Annotated in this window: 17 protein-coding genes; 7 read left to right on the top strand and 10 right to left on the bottom strand. The window is 58.0% G+C overall.

The features are described 5' to 3' along the window. Positions 1-33: 33 nt before the first annotated feature. Positions 34-276, bottom strand: coding sequence for a hypothetical protein (locus tag AC1RBR_RS13175; protein ID WP_007967139.1), 243 nt, complete (start codon positions 274-276; stop codon positions 34-36). A 294-nt stretch (positions 277-570) separates the two neighbouring features. On the opposite strand from AC1RBR_RS13175, the gene AC1RBR_RS13170 reads away from it, so the two are divergent. Beyond that, positions 571-840, top strand: coding sequence for a hypothetical protein (locus AC1RBR_RS13170; RefSeq protein WP_225134941.1), 270 nt, complete (start codon positions 571-573; stop codon positions 838-840). A 192-nt stretch (positions 841-1,032) separates the two neighbouring features. Here the strand turns inward: AC1RBR_RS13170 and AC1RBR_RS13165 are convergent, their stop codons facing one another. The 4 genes from AC1RBR_RS13165 to AC1RBR_RS13150 all read right to left on the bottom strand — a co-directional run bounded on the left by AC1RBR_RS13165 (position 1,033) and on the right by AC1RBR_RS13150 (position 5,944). Continuing rightward, on the bottom strand, positions 1,033-2,082 hold the full coding sequence (locus AC1RBR_RS13165) for a hypothetical protein (RefSeq protein WP_492564829.1): 1,050 nt from the start codon (positions 2,080-2,082) through the stop codon (positions 1,033-1,035). Between the two features lie 67 nt (positions 2,083-2,149). Further along, positions 2,150-3,643, bottom strand: coding sequence for a DUF1254 domain-containing protein (locus AC1RBR_RS13160; protein WP_492564827.1), 1,494 nt, complete (start codon positions 3,641-3,643; stop codon positions 2,150-2,152). A 33-nt stretch (positions 3,644-3,676) separates the two neighbouring features. Beyond that, complete coding sequence (locus AC1RBR_RS13155; protein ID WP_492564826.1) at positions 3,677-5,131, bottom strand: DUF1254 domain-containing protein; 1,455 nt, start codon at positions 5,129-5,131, stop codon at positions 3,677-3,679. Positions 5,132-5,512: 381 nt separating this feature from the next. Continuing rightward, positions 5,513-5,944 (bottom strand): GFA family protein, encoded by a 432-nt coding sequence (locus AC1RBR_RS13150; RefSeq protein WP_492564824.1) that lies wholly within the window; start codon positions 5,942-5,944, stop codon positions 5,513-5,515. Positions 5,945-5,986: 42 nt separating this feature from the next. Here AC1RBR_RS13150 and AC1RBR_RS13145 point away from each other — a divergent pair, with 42 nt between their 5' ends. Beyond that, a complete protein-coding gene (locus tag AC1RBR_RS13145; RefSeq protein WP_492564822.1) occupies positions 5,987-6,943 on the top strand; it encodes a LysR family transcriptional regulator in 957 nt (318 codons plus the stop codon). Between the two features lie 56 nt (positions 6,944-6,999). On the opposite strand, the gene AC1RBR_RS13140 is transcribed toward AC1RBR_RS13145, so the two are convergent. Together AC1RBR_RS13140 and AC1RBR_RS13135 are read right to left on the bottom strand one after the other, a co-directional pair. Then, positions 7,000-7,413, bottom strand: a complete 414-nt coding sequence (locus AC1RBR_RS13140; protein WP_492564820.1) for a nuclear transport factor 2 family protein — start codon at positions 7,411-7,413, stop codon at positions 7,000-7,002. A 130-nt stretch (positions 7,414-7,543) separates the two neighbouring features. Further along, positions 7,544-8,461: a LysR family transcriptional regulator gene (locus AC1RBR_RS13135; protein WP_492564818.1), complete on the bottom strand. Its 918-nt coding sequence runs from the start codon at positions 8,459-8,461 to the stop codon at positions 7,544-7,546. Between the two features lie 109 nt (positions 8,462-8,570). Between AC1RBR_RS13135 and AC1RBR_RS13130 the strand changes: the two genes are divergently transcribed. Next, positions 8,571-9,323, top strand: a complete 753-nt coding sequence (locus AC1RBR_RS13130) for an SDR family NAD(P)-dependent oxidoreductase (protein ID WP_492564816.1) — start codon at positions 8,571-8,573, stop codon at positions 9,321-9,323. Positions 9,324-9,453: 130 nt separating this feature from the next. Here the strand turns inward: AC1RBR_RS13130 and AC1RBR_RS13125 are convergent, their stop codons facing one another. Continuing rightward, positions 9,454-10,125 carry a lipopolysaccharide kinase InaA family protein gene (locus tag AC1RBR_RS13125; protein WP_492564814.1) on the bottom strand — a complete coding sequence of 224 codons (672 nt, stop codon included), beginning with the start codon at positions 10,123-10,125 and terminating at the stop codon, positions 9,454-9,456. Positions 10,126-10,580: 455 nt separating this feature from the next. Between AC1RBR_RS13125 and AC1RBR_RS13120 the strand changes: the two genes are divergently transcribed. Next, positions 10,581-11,630, top strand: a complete 1,050-nt coding sequence (locus tag AC1RBR_RS13120) for a 3-oxoacyl-[acyl-carrier-protein] synthase III C-terminal domain-containing protein (RefSeq protein WP_492564812.1) — start codon at positions 10,581-10,583, stop codon at positions 11,628-11,630. Between the two features lie 70 nt (positions 11,631-11,700). Here the strand turns inward: AC1RBR_RS13120 and AC1RBR_RS13115 are convergent, their stop codons facing one another. After that, complete coding sequence (locus AC1RBR_RS13115; protein WP_492564810.1) at positions 11,701-13,131, bottom strand: aldehyde dehydrogenase family protein; 1,431 nt, start codon at positions 13,129-13,131, stop codon at positions 11,701-11,703. 122 nt (positions 13,132-13,253) lie between these two features. On the opposite strand from AC1RBR_RS13115, the gene AC1RBR_RS13110 reads away from it, so the two are divergent. Then, the gene (locus tag AC1RBR_RS13110) at positions 13,254-14,156 is read left to right on the top strand and encodes a LysR family transcriptional regulator (RefSeq protein WP_492564809.1); all 903 of its coding nucleotides are present in this window, start codon (positions 13,254-13,256) and stop codon (positions 14,154-14,156) included. Between the two features lie 14 nt (positions 14,157-14,170). Here the strand turns inward: AC1RBR_RS13110 and AC1RBR_RS13105 are convergent, their stop codons facing one another. Next, positions 14,171-14,650, bottom strand: a complete 480-nt coding sequence (locus tag AC1RBR_RS13105; RefSeq protein ID WP_492564807.1) for a GNAT family N-acetyltransferase — start codon at positions 14,648-14,650, stop codon at positions 14,171-14,173. A gap of 410 nt (positions 14,651-15,060) precedes the next feature. On the opposite strand from AC1RBR_RS13105, the gene gabP reads away from it, so the two are divergent. Both gabP and gbdR read left to right on the top strand, forming a co-directional pair. Next, positions 15,061-16,461, top strand: coding sequence for a GABA permease (gene gabP / locus AC1RBR_RS13100; protein ID WP_492564805.1), 1,401 nt, complete (start codon positions 15,061-15,063; stop codon positions 16,459-16,461). An 87-nt stretch (positions 16,462-16,548) separates the two neighbouring features. Continuing rightward, on the top strand, positions 16,549-17,640 hold the full coding sequence (gene gbdR / locus AC1RBR_RS13095) for a choline metabolism transcriptional regulator GbdR (protein WP_492564803.1): 1,092 nt from the start codon (positions 16,549-16,551) through the stop codon (positions 17,638-17,640). The last annotated feature ends 57 nt before the right edge of the window (positions 17,641-17,697 follow it).

The following is a 17,697-nucleotide window of genomic DNA, read 5'->3' as shown; positions in this document are numbered from 1 at the left end:
GCCAGGGCGTAAAGCCCTGGCGAGTCGCAGGTATTACTTCTTCTTTTTCGCCGGCTTGTCAGCCTTCTTTGAGTCCTTGGCCTTTTCCGGCTTGCTATCGGCTTTTTTGGCTGACTTTTTCGGTTCGGCGTCTTTCTTCTTGTCTTTCTTGTCGGAGGACTTGGAAAGCGCCGAAGCTGCCGCTGATTTCTTTTCCGGCGAAGACTTTTTGTCTTTCAAGTCCTTGCTGGCTTTCGAAGCATCGTCTTTTTTGCTCTTCTTCTCGTCTTTAGCCACGTTGACCACCTCTCGGAATGTGCCGGTATTGGCACCGGGCCTGTGCGAATGAACACAAGCTGATCGTTAGGCGTGGGCGTTCGGGCGGGGTTCAGATTATTTGACTCGATCCAGCGCCCCTTGACGAAGAACGTCCGTTCAACAAGTTGTCAATAGCACAGTTGTGCGACTGTTCTGGAGATAGCGTAGTGATAGGCTTTTCTGGCGTGACATTACGCGAATGCCCGATCTGTTCAGAAGGCAGGTCGGGGCCGATGTTTAAGCCCGCTGTCAGCTAACTGAAAGGATTCGAACATGAAAAAGTCCATGACTACCCTGGCCATCGCGGCGACGCTCGCTCTCGCCGCAACGGCCACAAACGCTGCCGTGCATCCAACCACCATCACTGCTCCACAGACGGTCAAGCAGGTGACAGCCTCGATTGACACGCCTTTCTCAACACAACAGAAAGCTGGAGAAATCCAGACGGCCAGCCTGGCCAGAAGCTGCTCTGATGAGCGCTATTCCTGGTGGGAATTCAGTGGCTGGGAAATAATCGCCTGCCTCGGAAGCGGTCAGTGGTAATTATTCAAACGAGTCTGGTGCGTGACTTATGTGCTGAGCACGCACCAGCGCCTGTAGGAGCCAACTCCTGACTCGCAACACGACAGACCTTACGGCCGCCGATTGACCCACTGCCGCAACCGCGTCTCTACCCTGCCCCACAAACCCTCCGCTCTGATACGGCCCCACAAACATCCGGGCTTGGGGTAATCCTCAAAACATAAAGGTAGGAATGACCGGAATGAACGACAGCCGGAAATTCCAGCGGCTGCTGATCAGGTCATCCGGATGAATCGCCGAGTACTGAATCTCCCCGGAAACCCTTACCGGCAACTTGCCGAAATTGAAGATTCGCCCAGCGCCGATCCCGATGGGAAACGTGACTCTGTTGCCGCCCTCGGCCTTCCAGTTGACCGTGACGTTGGGGGTCATGCCGATGCGCCACTGTTCCGGCCCGGGAATCGCCCGCTGAATGAAATACTGCACATTGGTCAGGCTGACGTCCTTGCGCTTGCTATCACCGCCAACCGACCACCAGTGCTGCGGAAACACGCCAAGGGTCCAGTCCGGGCCGAGGTACGCGGCGACGAACGCCGGGCCCAGCGAGTATTTGCCCGTACCGAGCACGTCTTCTTCGGCAGTCGGAAACATCGCGGTCGGGCCGAACCCCCAGACCATCTTGCCACCCCCGGCAAAGCGGATCGGCTCCTTGGGCGAAAACACGCCGACGTAGGCCAGGTCGCCGAAACCGCTGGTGCGGTCGAACGGGCCCTGCACAACCGAGGTGAAGTCACCGCGATCGTGCAGAATCTCGTTGGGGCCCATGCCTATCAGGTTACCGGCCTTGCGGTTGACCGGGGCGCTGACGTAGCTGATCGGCAGGCGGTTGATCAGGTTCCAGTCTTCACCAAGAGCGATCGGAAAGGTCGGCATGAAACTGTATTTACCGAGCATCCGTGTGCCGTTGCTGTGCGGACCTTTGAGCGCGGTGTAATCGTACTGGTTGAACAGCAGAACAAGGTTGCCCACCGGGTTGTCCATCAGTCTGGATATCTGTTCGGTGGACGGTTCGCAGCCGGCCTTGACCACTTCTTTCAGGTCAATGTCGAAGTCCTGTTGTAGCTGGTGGCATTTTTCCGGATCGACCTTGGCCCCTGCAACCGACGGGGAACCCAGTTTCGGCAGAGGACTGGCGGCACAGGCCAAGCCACTGAGCACCGCCCCGCAGAGTGTCAGACTTGATCGAATCCTTATCGATTGCATCGATTTGCACTCCATTCACCAGGCGTATTGAAGGCGCAGGGTCCAGGTGTTCACGCCCTGGTCGCTTCTATTGTTTGATCAGATCACTTGGTTTCCAGCTCTGGTCAAAAAACGCCTGCTTCGGCCCATACAACCGCACGATCACCAGGAAGCCTTTCTCCGGTACGGTCTTGATCCAGTTCTTGCCCTCGCCCGGCGATGTCGGGCCGAAGTAGATGTCGGTGGAGCCGTCGCTGTTTTGCGCCGGTTTATCCATCTGATTGAGGGACGGGAACGGCTGGCCATTGTCCAGACCTGACGCGGTCAGGTTGTCGTAGGCGGTGACCGACCAGAACAACGCCGCCGGGACATTGGCCGGGAGGTTGAGCTTGTAGGTCTGGGCGCCGTCGAGGAACTTGCCCTCGGCGTCGCGGGTTGTCGCGGGATACTTGGCGCCGGCACCGACCATGTTCATGACCATGCCGGGGCTGTCGGAATAGGCCGAGGTGAAGAACGCCACACGTTGTTCAAGATTGGTGAAACTGCCGCTGGATTGAAACTCGGTATTCTCTCCGGCAAAGGTGTTCACGTATTGGCGATCCTTGTAGTACAGACCACCCGGCTCTTTGTACAGCAAGTGGCTGGTCACCACCTTGCTCATCTTGAACGCGGTGCGCGCGGCGTCATCCAGCAGCTTGCGTCGTTCGGCATCCGGGGCAAAGGGCTTGCCCTTCTCGATGCCCAGGGTGTGCAGGAAGCCGCGCATGTCCATGTCCGCCGGATCGACGGCTTCGGCGTCGATGAAACGCGAGAGCATGTCGAAGTAGCGACCGTCTTCGGGGAACAGCATGTTGATCGGTGCGCCGGTGGCGTCGGGGAATTGCATCGGCAGGGCCGAGTCCTTCTTGCCCAGCGGATAAATCTTCGTACGCTCGACTTCGGCTACCGGCACGCTGAGGTCTTTCGGATCCTTGAAAAAGGTGCGCCAGAACAGGAACACGTTGTTGGTGCGCGAGCGATAGACGAATCCCTCGGTCGGCTCCGGCCCTGTGTAATCAGGCGGGAGCAGCACATAGGTGCCGCCCTTGCCCTTGTCGGGACCCGCCAGGCCAACGTCACCGCGCCAGGTTCTGCCGTCGATGGTCGGCCCGACAATCGGGCGCTGGAAGAAATCATCGAACATGCCCTGCACGCCGGGCGGTGCTTCGACCACCAACGGGCCGTACTTCGCCAGATCCAGATAACTCATGGCGTAGACCAGATCGGAGTTCGGCGTTGTCACCAAGGTCTTGGCATTGATGCGTTTTTTCCAGGTCGGCAGGATGTTGTAGCCCGCGCCGAACTGCTTCTCCGACGCTTCCTTCATCGACCATATGTTGATCGCCGGCAAGGCCCACAGATACGACTGCACGGCGCGCTGGAACACCAGCTCATCGATCAGGCTGCGCGCGGTTGCTTCGGTCGGGAAGCCTTTTTCAAAAGGCTGATTGGCCAGTTCTTCATAGCGCGTCGCGGCATCGGCCACGCCGCTTAGAGAGAGGCATACGGCCAGGGCCGTCAGGGAGGTGCGCAAACGGTTCATGGGCTGTCCTTATGAACGCAGTTGGAAATCGGTTCAGTTGACCTTGACCACCGCCGGTGGCGTCCACTGGCCATTCATCGCGGCCGCTTCCGGCCAGTAGGCGCGAACGTAGAGCGAAAAGTCCGCGCCCTTCGGCGCCGGAAGCCAGTTGCTTTCCTTGTCCGCACCCGGCGAATCGCTCTGCACGTAGAGCGTCAGCGAGCCATCGGCGTTGGTCTTGAGCGACTTGTTCTTGGTACCGAGGGAATAGCGCCCCAACGAGTTTTCGGCGAAGAAATGCTGCTGGTTGTACAGCGTCAGCGACCAGAAACCCTTGACCGGCGGCAGCGCGCCTTTGGGGAAGGTCACGCTGTAGCGCTGGGCACCGTTGAGTCGGACGCCGGACTCGTCCAGATCCTGATAGAAGTACTTGGTCTCGATCTGTTTGTTGACGAAGATGTTTGACCGGGCAACCGCCGTGCGCAGGAAGTAATCAGTGCCAAACGCTGCGCCGTTATCGATGGTGCTCCAGTGATTGGGCAATTGCTTCCCGTAGTTGCGGAACTGCAACAGCGGTTTGACCACTTCTGCATCAGACCTTTGCGCCTCGTCGATCATGGCTTTTTTCAGCTCGGGATCACGCTGGGCAATGTGTGCCAGCACCGCCAATTGCGCATAGCGCGCCTCTTCTCCCGGCAGCGGTTTGGCGTCCTTGAGAATCGCCGGCAGCTCATCGAAGAACGTTTCCGGGAGCACCCAACGCGTTTCCTCGTCACCCGACGCCTCGGCGGGGAATTTCGGCGACTGGCTCCAGTCACGCTGCTTGAGTTTGCCGTCGTATTTGGACAGCGGGTACATGTCGATGCCCGACAGATAGTGCTGGATGGCCTTGCGATCTTCGGCCGTATCGTCCTGGAAGACCCGCGGAATCACGAAACCGGTGTTGGTCTTTGCGCGAAAGACCTGGGTGATGCCCTCAGGCACCTTGCCGTTCCAGTCCGGCCCCACCAACAGATAGAAGCCCGGTTTGGTGGCGTACATCTTTCCTAGCTCGGCGAAACTGTCGGAGCGCAGGTCCACCACCTGATAAACCCAAAACCGGTCGCCAAAGTCCGGGACCTGCAAAACCACCGGTTCGATATCCAGCGCAATGCTGCCCGCACCGTAGACCACATCCTGGTTCGGACAAGCCACCAGGCGTTCCCCCGGTGAAATGTAGTCGGTGAGCATCGACAGATGGTTGATCGGCGCCACGGGCACGATGCCCCCCATCAACCCGGCCTGCGGCAGATCCTTGAACTTCAGGCGGCGATTATAAATATTGGCCATCGGCCAACCCCAGAAATACGCCTCCCGCGCCATCATCCGTACGTAGGTTTCGGTCACCTTCACATCGGCTTCGGGGCCGGATACCTGCACTACTGGCGAGGTCTGTGCCTGCACGGCAACTGCGCCGAGCAATAGCGCGGTAGCGAGCATGCCGCTGGCGAATAAAGGTGTTTTGTTCATACGGAAGGCATCCTTGCTTGGGACGGTTTCTCGGAGAATCAATCTTCTGGTGGAAGATTGTTCGTTAGAAAAACCTAGCAGAGGAAATGAGATCGGCCAGAAAAGGTATGAAAAATTAAGATCCTATTTCCATTTCTGATAACTGTCCCTCAGCTCTTGGGCCGTAATCGCAAGCTGAAGGCAAGAACTTGGATAAGGATCGCAACGGAACAAAGGCATCTTGGTGATCGTTCAGCTGTATGGCCCCAGAACAGGCGTTTTTGACCAGCGCTGGAGGACGCATGATTTGATTCGATCAATAGAGATGAAGTGTGTTGCCCCCTTATCCAAGGGGCAACGTACAAGCGTTGGTGAGTATTGTTAAGCCACCATCTTGCTTCTTTACCCGAGTGCGCTGGCAAACGCCTGGGGCGTCGGGCTCTCTTCCCATTGTGCAACGCCTTGCGGCAGAACCAGCCAGGGTTGCTTGCGTCGCGTCCAGATATGCGCCACCGGCGTGAAGCGCTCCGTACCTTCCAACACGCCGGCCCGCACCACACGCATGCCGGGCGCGGCGCTGGTCTCGTTGAACAGGCGGGTATGGCACTCGCCGCAGACATGTTGCGTGGAGGTATGCCCTTGGTATTCGCGTACAAAGGTCGCCGCTTCGCCCTTCACCTGCACTGCCGAAGCCGGACATAGCACGTGCAGACCGAACGCGCTGCCGCTCCAACGCTGACAGTTCAGACAATGACAGGCATACAGCGGTGGCAGTTGCTGCGCCTCGATTTCGATGCTGACGCGCCCACACAGACATTGACCGGTGAATCTCATGCGTTGACTCCTTACAATGACGCCCAGATAAGTTCGGCGCGCATGATCCCTTTTCACACGCCCGAGCAGAAGAGCAAAAAAGGAGCAGCTGTTGGTCAAGAATGTATGAGCGGTCTTGAATGGGAGAGCCAGCAGGTGTTCCTTGCGGTGCTACGTTCCGGCAGCCTGAGCGGTGCTTCGAAGTTGTTGGGGATTGCGCAGGCCACGGCCCGCCGACGCCTCGATCATCTTGAGCAGACACTCGGCTTGAGCCTGTTCACCCGCACGCCCTCAGGCCTGACGCCTACGAGTGGGGCGCAGCGCCTCATCGATCATGTCGAAGCCATGGACCTCGCCGCGCAAGCCTTCAGCCGGGCGGCCAGCGCTGAAACGTCGGTGGACCACGGCACGGTGCGGCTGACCTGTGGCGAATTGCTGGGAGTGGAGGTATTGCCCGCTTTACTGCGGAACTTCCATTACGACCATCCTGGACTGAAGCTCGAACTGAGCATCGGCGACGCACTGGAAGACATCGCCAGGCTGCAATCGGATATAGCCTTACGCCTGATGCGTCCGATGGAGGCCGATATCGTGGTGCGGCGGGTCGGCAGCTTGCGGATCGGCGTCCATGCCAGTGCCGAGTGCCTGGAGCGTTATGGTGAGCCCGTCAGCCTGACGTCGCTGCGCCAGCGGCCGCTGATCGGGCCAGACCGTCGCTCAGCCGACTTGCGTCGCTTGGTCGAAGCCGGGCTGTGTGAAGCCGATCAGCATTTCGCGATTGCCACGGATCACCACCTTGCGCAACTGGCTGCATTGAAAGCGGGATTGGGCTTCGGTCTTTGCCCGATACCTATCGCCAGAAATCATGGGCTGATTCACGTATTGCCAGACAGCTTCGGCTTCGAGGTCGAAGTGTGGATCGCGATGCACAGTGACTTGCGCAAAATCAAACGGATCGCCAAGGCGTTCGAAGTGGTGGGCGAGGAACTGCATCATTATCTGCGCTCGAACGCCCCCTGAGGGAAGTGATCCATGCCAGCACCAGTCCCTGCCCGCCATACCGGGATAATCGCGATTTATTGGTCTCGCTCTGAATCAACCGGCGCGAACGCTTTGGCAGCGGCCACGGTATCCAGAGATTCGCGCAGCAGCTGAATCCTGCCGTCTTTGGCCACCAGGCGGCCGGCGTACATTTGCCGGTAGATGCGCCCAGTGGCAGACACCAAGGCCTCTACGCTGTATTCGGCAAACGCCTGGTCGGGTGTGTCGATCAGAAAGTGAACGTTGCGAAATTTGAAGTCCGGCACTTTACCGAGCAATGAGCCGATGAAACTCTCAATGGCGGCGGGGCCTTGCACACGGTGGGGAATGCCCAGCGACTCCAGGTAGGGCAACTCCAGCACGCCATCCTCCGCGAAAAGTGCTGCCGCCAGGTGCGGCGTCTGGATGGCATCCAGGTAGTTTTGAAGTAATTCCACGGCATTTTTCATGACGACTTTCTCCGAAACGCATAAGGGATGGGCACGCTGCAGGTGCTGACCTGATCACGTTAGGAGATCCCTTTGATTTCAAAAATAGACGTTAATGAAAATCATCGTTTCATAATTGAAAGCCAACGCCTCATGACGACCATCGCCATTCAGGCTGGCTTAGATGCTCGGCAAAGAAGTCCGACAGCGCTTTGATTTTTACCGGCCGGGTACGTGCCGAAGGGGTGACGAAATACAAACCGCCACGGGCCATGCTCCATTCCGGTAGCACCACGACCAAGCGTCCGTCTTTCAAGTATTCGCTGGCGATAAATTCCGGCAGTTCGGCGATGGCCTGGCCCTCAAGCAACACCGGCAATAACGCATCCGAGTTGGTCACTCTTAATGGACCGCTGGGCACCACGTCTTCTTCGCTGCCGTCTTGATGAGTGAATCGCCACACCTGGCTGCGGGCCCGGTAGGCATAACTCAGGCACGTGCGGGACGCGAGTTCGCGGGGATGGACAAGGTTTCCATGAGCTTGCAGATAAGCCGGTGAGGCGACCAGGTATTGAGTGACGGCACACAGGCGCCGTGCAACCAGCGAGGAATCCGGTAATACGGCGATGCGTAACGCCGCATCAAAGCCCTCGGCGATCAGGTCAACCGAGGCATCCGAAAGGTGCAGGTCAATCGACAGCTCGGGATACTGGCGGATCAACTGCGGCATCAGCGGTGCCACCCAACGCAGTCCAAACGACATCGGGATCGCCAGACGAACCTGGCCGCGGGGCTGAACCGATAAATCCTGAGCCTCGCTTTCCACCTCTTCAGCCCGCCGATAAATCTCCCCCGCCTTGGCCGCCATGCTCGCGCCGAATTCGGTGAGTGCCAGTTGCCGCGAGGTGCGGTTGAACAAGCGCCCGCCCAGACGCTCCTCCAACCGTGCGACAGCTCGCGATACCGTCGGCACCGACACACTCATGACCCGTGCCGCGCCAGCGAACGAGCCCTCTTCGGCTACCTTGGCAAACATCGCCAACCCTTCAAAATCCGGAAGTCTGCTCATTTCATTTCTGCAACGATAGGTTTCAGACAATTCTATTTTGAAAGTATTTTCCCGTCGATAAGCTTCTCCCACACCGCAACTCACTCAATCGAAATACGGGAGAAACACCATGACTGACAAACTCGAAGGCAAAATTGCATTGGTTACCGGCGGCACCTCAGGCATCGGTCTGGCCACTGCCAAACGCTTCGCTCAGGAAGGCGCTCACGTCTATATCACGGGCCGTCGTCAAGCCGAACTGGACGCCGCTGTCGCCGCGGTTGGCAACGCCACCGGCGTTCAGGTGGATTCCGCCAACCTTGATCAGTTGGACGCGTTGTATCGCCAGATTGGCGCAACCCACGGCCGAATCGACGTGCTGTTCGCCAATGCAGGTGGCGGATCGATGCTGCCACTGGGTGAAATCACTGAACAGCAGTACGACGACACCTTCAATCGCAACGTAAAAGGCGTGCTGTTCACTGTGCAAAAGGCACTGCCACTGCTGGCCCAAAAAGCCTCGGTGATTCTCACCGGCTCTACGGCGGGCAGCTCGGGCACCGCCGCCTTCAGTGTGTACGCCGCGTCCAAAGCCGCCGTGCGTTCATTTGCCCGCAACTGGATTCTGGACTTGAAAGACCGCCAGGTGCGCATCAACACCATCAGCCCCGGCGCCACCCGCACGCCTGGCCTGGTTGAATTGGCCGGCCCCGATGCCGCTCAGCAGCAGGGTTTGCTCGACTACATGGCCTCGCAGATCCCCATGGGGCGTGTCGGTGAAGCTGACGAAATTGCCAGCGCCGCGTTGTTCCTGGCCTCCGATGACGCCAGCTTCGTTAACGGTATCGAGCTGTTTGTTGACGGTGGCCAGGCGCAAATCTGAGCAGCCAGCGGGCGATTGTCGCGGTCGCCCGCCACCCCACGCCTGAGTGTGTGCATTACCAACCCGGACGGCGTTCGCTGGTGCTATTGTCAGGCGCAGATTGAGCGGGTGTCACTGCCGCACAATCTTTTTACAGGGTTCTGCCAACGGCTTGCTCGTAGCAGGAAAGGAAATGCCGCCACTGCGACTCATCCCAGAAAGAATGCCGTCTGAGTTGAGGAATGTCGTGACGCGCCGCACCCATTGCCGTAGCCCGACCGCGAGACTTCTCCAGGTCAAGCAGCGCCAGTTCGAAATCGAAGTCTGCGTCGGTAATCGACGCCTTGATAAAGACGTGTTTGGAACGCATGCAACCGTGCTGCCATCTGCCCGAGTGCATCCGTGCCAGCATTTGCGCCAAACGCTCAAAAAGTCGCAGATGTTGCTCTGTGGTCAACAGGCTTGCAGCGCCCTGGCTATACCAGGTATCCAGATCAATGAAGCCGCCCAGGTCTTTGGTAACCAAGACACCCTGCCACACGCCGTCGACTTTTCTCGCGCCATAAAATACCGGTCTCGGCGCATTCACGCCCAGCTCTTCGAGCCTTGAAAGGGCAACGCCTTCACGCAATGCGGTGGGTCGGCCAGTGGGGTAACGGAGACTGCGGAACAAATGGCCGGTCTGACGCTTGACGAAAAACGTCTTGTCACCTTGAACAACCAGCTGGACACCGCTGGTACCGCTTCGGCGCACATTCGGCGGTTCAACCCACGACCCGGACGTACCCCACCAGAAATCAAACTCATCGCCTGCCCTGCCCATTGTGCGCTCCATTTATTGTAGAAATCGTTTCGTGCGACGTTTGCATGAGGGTCGCACCAGCAGCTCAGTCTGTTGGTAGACGTTAATAGTTCCCTCGTTGTTCGCGGATTTTAGGGCCAGGTTGGGGCTTTTACGCGACTACGTGACGACAATTGGCTATTGAGGGGGGGTTGGCCCTTCAGGTGTGTCCTTTTCGCCGATAGCTGACGACATCAAACACAGATGCCAACCGTGACGCGAGGGTCCGCCCGACTGTCTTTCGATCAACCTTAAAGCCCGTTAAATTGACCCAGATCATGATTCAATTCGATTGAAAGAAATAACGAACAACCTTCTTGATCCGCGTTTTCTTTGTGCTAAAAGTATTGCCGCCAGTGGCTCCTTACAGGGATGAGTAAGGGTTTGCTCATCCACAGCCATTGCCCACGGATGCATACTTTCAACAAGGAAGTCATATGAAAATAGTTGGGCTGTCCGGGATTCTCCCGTCACGCATTGTCAGCAATCAGGACGTTATAAACCTGGTCGAGGAACATTCTAAAGATACCTTCCAGGAAGACTTGCCAAAAACATTGAAGACCATCAGCAAGTTGCTTGAAAAAAGCGGCAGCGGCACGCGTCATTGGCTGGGTGCCAACGAAACGCCAATGCAATTGATGGAGACTGCATTCAACTCGGCGCTCGCTCAGGCCAACATCGACAAGGCCGACCTGGATCTGTTGATCTATCCGAACGTCACCCGCGGGTTTATCGAACCCGCCAACAGTACGTTCATCGCCAAGGCGCTGGGTCTGAGCTGCAGAAACTTTGATGTGGTGGACGCCTGCAATGGCTGGGTGACCGCCATGGATGTCGTCAACAGCAAAATGCAGGCCGGCGAGATTCGCTATGCGGCAATCGTCAATATGGAGTTTGGCATGTCTGCTGGCGGGCCGGTGATGCCCAAGAACTTCTCTTTGCAGTCGTCGGCGGAACTGGCTTACAAGTTTCCGAGTTTTACCATTGGCGAAGCCGTCACGGTCACCATCCTCAGTCATGAGGCACCCGGCAACTTCAAGTTCTCGTACATCAACCGGCCGGACTTGAGTGACTTGTCGACCATCTCCCTGCCGGATTGGAAACTGTTCTGCAATGAGGAGGATATTCCGCGTATTTCACCGACCGGCGGGCAGTATCAATTCAACTCCTACGCGGCAGCCTTGCATGAAGATGGTCGCAATGAAGCGATCAAAGTCTTCAACTTGCAAAACATCTCTGCAGCAGATGTTCATAAAGTGTTTATCCATACCGGTTCGCCAAAGATGTGGGAGCACATTGGGCAACTGATCGGTATTGATCACAAACTGCACCACGTCGGGCATAAGACCGGCAACATCATTACCGCGTCCATCCCCTACGGCATCTTCGATGCCATGAGTCGAGGCGAAGCTGAGAACGGCCAGTTTTGCATGGGCTGGGCAGGCAGTGGCGGGATGGTTTTCTCCGCGCTGTCGTTTACCTTGTAGGGCCTGATGCAACTTGCCGCCATGAGGCGGCAAGTTGCTCGAACCCGTTGGCAACAGGAACCTGACCCAGTCATTTCAACGTGTCATCGCTGATCAACGTCTTCGGCTCCAAATACGCGCTCATCCCCCACTTGCCCATTTCGCGCCCAAGGCCTGAATGCTTGAATCCACCGAAGGGGGCACGCGGTTCGTGGGTCAGGGTGTTGATGAGCACGCGTCCCGCATTGATCTGGCGGGCTACGTTCATACAACGTTCAGCGCTTTTTCCCAGTACCAGGGCGCTCAGCCCATAGTCCGTATCGTTGGCAATGCTGATCGCTTCGGCAGCATCCTCGTAGGGGATGATCGTCAACACCGGCCCGAAGATTTCCTCACGTGCAATGCGCATCCGGTTGTTGGCATCAGTGAAGATCGTGGGCTTCACAAACCAACCGGCATGCAAGCCTTCCGGGCGACCTTCGCCACCCGCCAGCAACCTCGCGCCTTCTTCCTGGCCGATACGGATGTAGCGCTGCACCCGTTCCCATTGTTTCTGGCTCACCATCGGACCGATATCGGTGTCGGTGTTACGCGGATCGCCCGATCGGATCTGTGAGACGCCCTCCTTTGCAATCCGCTCGAATTCTGCCAGCCGGCCGCGCGGCACGAGGATACGAGTGCCCGCGATGCACGCCTGACCGCTGTTGAGAAATCCAGCTTGCAGCACCATCGGCATGACCGCGTGCAGATCAGCATCATCAAGCACCACGGTGGGCGACTTGCCGCCGAGTTCCAGCGTCACACGCTTCATGGTCTCGGCACCGGTTCTGACGAGATGCTTACCGACAGCGGACGATCCCGTAAACGAGATTTTGGCAACGTCGGGATGACCGGCGATCGCCTCGCCAACCACATCACCCCGTCCGTTGACGACATTGAATACACCCGGTGGCAACCCAGCTTCGTGCAACGCACTGACCACGACCTGCGTCTGCAACGCGCTCATCTCGCTAGGCTTGATGACGGCGATGCAGCCTGTCGCCAGCGCGGTGGCCAGCTTGTTGCAGATGAAGCCCGCATTGCTGTTCCATGGTGTGATCAGACCGGCCACCCCCACGGGCGTCAGAATGACCCTGGCCGTGCCGACCTGCTCCTCGAAATCGAACGCCTCCAGAGCTTCGATTGCCTGCGCAATCACGTCGGCCGGATAAGTCGCCATCGAGCGCGCGCGAGCCGCAGGTGCACCATACTCCGTGAGGATGGCTTCCAACAGCTCTTCCTCCTTTGCCGCCACCGCCCGGTGCATGCGGTGCAGTGCCGCAATGCGCTCCTCCCGGCTTGTACGGGCCCACGCCGGGAATGCAGCCTTGGCGGCTGCGATCGCACGCTGTGCGTCCAGCGCATCGCCCAATCGAACCTGACCGATGACTTGCTCGGTGCTCGGGTTATGAAGGACGAACCATTCCTGACCGTGTGGAAGAACGAACTCGCCGTTGATATAGATATGTTCAATGCGTTGCATGGCGACTCCTCGCTCAAAACGACTCGTCTGAATCGAGCCTCTGTGATGAAGTCTAAGAAGGGTTCATTATTCCGATAAGCCATCCATTGGCTGATGAAGCATCCTTATATTCAGGACGATCCATGCACAGAACAGGAATGACCGAGCTGGAAGTGGTGCTGGCCGTGGCGCGGCGCAGCAGTTTTCGCGGCGCCGCACAGGAGCTGGGCATGTCCACAACTGCTGTGAGCAGCGCGGTGGCCGGTCTGGAAGCACGCCTGAAAGTGCGCCTGTTCAATCGCTCCACGCGCAGCGTTGCTCTCACCGACATCGGCCAACGCTATGTGGCACGCATCGCACCTGCGTTGGCACAGATCAAAAGTGCCGGCGAAGAAGCCAGCGTCGGCCCCGACGAGCCCAGCGGCACATTGCGCATCAATGCACCGCATGGCGCGGCTTACCTGCTGCTGGATCCGCTATTGAAGCAGTACGCTCAGCGCTATCCCGATGTACGTATCGACATCGTCAGCGAATCAAGCATGGTCGACATCATCGCCGGTGGCTTCGACGCCGGGATCCGCCTGGCGGAGTCCGTGCCGCAAGACATGATTGCCGTGGCACTGTCAGGTGACATTCGGATGCTTGTGGTCGCAACGCCCGAGTACTTCGAACGCCACGGCGTACCCGAACATCCGCGAGATCTGCTCACCCACCGAAGCATCGGCATGCGCATGGCCCATGGTGGCCTCTACCAGTGGGAATTGGAGGGCGATGGCCAAAAGCTGCAGATGGATCTGCCGGTGTGCTTCGCCTCCAACGAAATACTGGCAATCAAACAGGCGGTGTTGTCAGGCCTTGGTATTGGTTTCATTTCCGAGTGGTTCATCCAGGAAGAGCTGGCGAGCGGCACCCTGCTGCCGGTGTTGATGCCGTGGTGCCCTTCATTTGGCGGACTGAGGCTTTACTACTCGGGCCATCGCTTCGTGCCCGCGCGGTTGCGTGCATTGATTGAACTGGCGCAGGAGTTGCAGCCTACTGTGATTTGATCCTGTTTTGCCCACTAAGCCGGGCCATTCGCCGGAACACTCTGACGCACATAATAATTGTCGAATTCACTGCTTTCGGTGAATTGGAAGCCATGGCGGGTATAAAAGCGATTCGAAGCACTTTCTTTGAGAGCGCCAACTTTAACAGGGAGCGCAGCCGCATCCGCCTCTTTGAAAATCTGAGTGAGAACAGCAGCCCCTACACCTGATCCTTGTGCGCTCGGTCTCACATACAGGTGGTCGAGCAAGAGTTCATTGTGGTGATGCTTGACCACTACAAAACCAACCCTCTCTCCAGATACCTCGATATAGCGTGTGTTGCGAGCGTCAAAACCGCCAACAAACCGCTCACGCGCACGCACCGGATCAAATCGCCCGACACGCTCCAGACTTTCGCGCATGGCCTCAATTCGAATGGCTACAAGATTTTCCAGGTCGCTTGGTTGAGCCGGGACCAAAATGACTGGGGAATTCTGATTGGGTGCGACGGGCATAGGTTGTGCTCTATTTACCATCCTGGAAGGCCAGTATAGAGAGCCTGGCTTGTGGGGCCCAGTTTGGCTCACCATCGAATTCAGGCCCCATCTCAAAAACGAACATGACTTGGTCAATCTGGATTTTGATTGCCAGAGCCTTGCGTGACCGATAGGTCTCCAATACGACCTCATGGTATTCACATGTCGATATCAGACACGACCATGGCGCAATCAGGCTATTGAATCGGCAACAAGGCCGGCTAAGGTGCTGTGTCTTCCTATCAAAACAATCCCGGTCAGATCATGGGGTTGATAAGAACTGCGGCGGTTGGACGGGCTTCTCTCGGGAGTTCAGCAGGCAACGATGGTGACCGATCGCGTGCCCGTTCAATTGCTTAAATGTCGATCAGCAGAGAATAAAAATACCGATGATCAGCCCGAACTCCATGGATTCGAGTAGCCAATTGGCGCAGGGCTTCAAGCCTCGTCACGTCACAATGCTGTCCATCGCCGGGATTATCGGCGCCGGTTTGTTCGTCGGTTCAGGACACGCGATTGCCGCAGCAGGGCCGGCGGTGCTTCTTGCCTATCTGTTTTCAGGTCTGCTTGTCGTGCTGGTCATGCGCATGCTCGGCGAGATGGCGGTGGCCAATCCGGACACCGGTTCGTTCTCCACCTACGCCGACCAGGCCATCGGCCGCTGGGCCGGTTTTACCATCGGTTGGCTGTACTGGTGGTTTTGGGTGTTGGTAATTCCGATCGAGGCACTGGCGGCCGGGCATGTGCTGCACCAATGGTTCCCGCAGGTCGATGCCTGGCTGTTCGCGTTGGGATCGATCATTGCGCTGGTGGTGACCAACCTGTTCAGCGTGTCCAAGTATGGTGAGTTCGAGTTCTGGTTCGCCATGGCCAAGGTCGTGGCGATCATCGGCTTCATCGGGGTCGGATTTGCCGTATTGATGGGCTGGGTGCCCGACCGCGAAGTCAGCGGGTTGAGCGGCCTGATGGCCGAGCACGGCGGATTTTCACCCAACGGTTTGTCGGCGGTGGTCGGCGCTTTCATCACGATCATGTTTAGCTTCATCGGTACGGAAGCGGTGACCATCGCCGCCGCCGAATCGAATAACCCGGCGCAGAACATTGCCAAGGCCACCCGCTCGGTGATCTGGCGCATCGGCGTGTTCTACCTGCTGTCGATCTTCGTGGTGATTTCCGTGGTGCCCTGGAATGATCCGCTGCTGGCCTCGGTGGGCTCGTATCAGCGCGCCCTGGAAATCATGAATATTCCAAACGCCAAGTTCATGGTCGACGTTGTCGTGCTGATCGCCGTGGCCAGTTGCATGAACTCCTCGATCTACATTGCCTCGCGCATGCTGTACTCGCTGGGCCGTCGCGGCGATGCACCGAAAGCGCTGAAGGCGACTTCCGCTGCCGGTGTGCCACGGGCCGCCGTGATCGCCAGCACCGTGCTGGGTGCATCGATCACCGTGTGGAGCTACTTCATGCCCGCCGGGCTGTTCGAGTTCCTGCTGGCCAGTTCCGGGGCGATTGCCCTTCTGGTGTATCTCGCCATTGCGGTGTCGCAGCTGCGCATGCGGCGGATATTGCAACAGCGCAAGGTCGAGCTGACCTTCCGCATGTGGCTGTTTCCATGGCTGACGTGGCTGGTGATCGGCTTCATCTGCGCGGCGCTGGCGGTCATGATGATCACCCCGCAGCACCGCACCGAAGTCACCACCACCATTGGCCTGGCGCTGGCAATCTCCTTTATCGGCCTGATGACGTCACGTCACCCTGCCCCGGCGGCACGCGCAACGTCGGTGGGCTAGGCGTTCACGCCGAAGCTGATGTTCCCTTGGCCAAGGCCGGGGGAATGACCGACGCCTGCATCTCAGACCGATTCCTGTGAGGACACGATGTCATCGACCCCCTCCGTGGCCGACGGTACGACCCAATCCGTCGGGTTTCTGCTGTTGGATAAATTCACCCTCATGTCGCTGGCATCCGCCGTCGAACCACTGCGCATGGCCAATCAATTGTCGGGGCGAACGCTGTATCGCTGGCATACCTTCAGCGCCAATGGTGCGGCTGTTTGGGCCAGCGACGGGGTCCCGATCACGCCGGACGCCTCATGGAACAATCCCGGCGTGGCGGACACGGTGATTGTCTGCGGCGGGGTTGGCATCCAGAGCGTGATCACCCGTGAGCACACCACTTGGCTGCAAGCCCTGGCGCGCCAATCCAGACGCTTGGGTGGCGTATGCACCGGCAGTTGGGCACTCGCCAAAGCCGGATTGCTCGATGGCTATGAGTGCAGCGTGCATTGGGAATTTCTGGCGGCCATGCAGGAAGCTTTCCCGCGCGTAAACGTCAGCACAAGCCTCTTCACCCTCGACCGCAACCGTTTTACCAGCTCCGGAGGAACAGCGCCGCTGGACATGATGCTGCACCTGATCGCCCGGGATCATGGTCGTGAGTTATCCGCCGCCATCTCCGATATGTTTGTATACGAGCGCATCCGCAACGAGCAGGACCATCAACGCGTGCCACTCAAGCATGTGGTCGGGACGCATCAACCCAAGCTGCAGGAAGTCGTTGCGTTGATGGAAGCCAATCTTGAGGAGCCGATCGAGCTGGACCATCTCGCCGAATACGTCGATCTGTCACGCCGACAGTTGGAGCGGCTGTTTCAGAAATACCTTCAATGCACGCCGTCACGCTACTACTTGAGGTTGCGGCTGATTCGCGCGCGACAACTGCTCAAGCAAACCTCGCTGTCGATCGTGGAACTGGCGTATGTCTGCGGATTTGCCTCCACACCGCATTTCTCAAAATGCTATCGCGAGCAGTTTGGGGTGCCGCCTAGCGACGAGCGCTCAGGTTCCGCCATGAGTCGTAAACGGATAACGCCGCCGTCATCGATCAACACACTGACAACGCTGGATCAGGCAAGAAACGAATCGACGTTTGCCAGTGTTCGAATGATGGCGAGTACCGATCTGGCTTGACCAAACCGAGGCAAATCGGCCGGGGACACCCAAGATGCCCCGGCCATGCGCCCTGCC

Source organism: Pseudomonas sp. GW823-FHT01D03 (assembly GCF_058798255.1).
The sequence above is the reverse complement of the archived record's forward strand: the minus strand, read 5'-3'. Positions and strand labels throughout refer to the sequence as shown.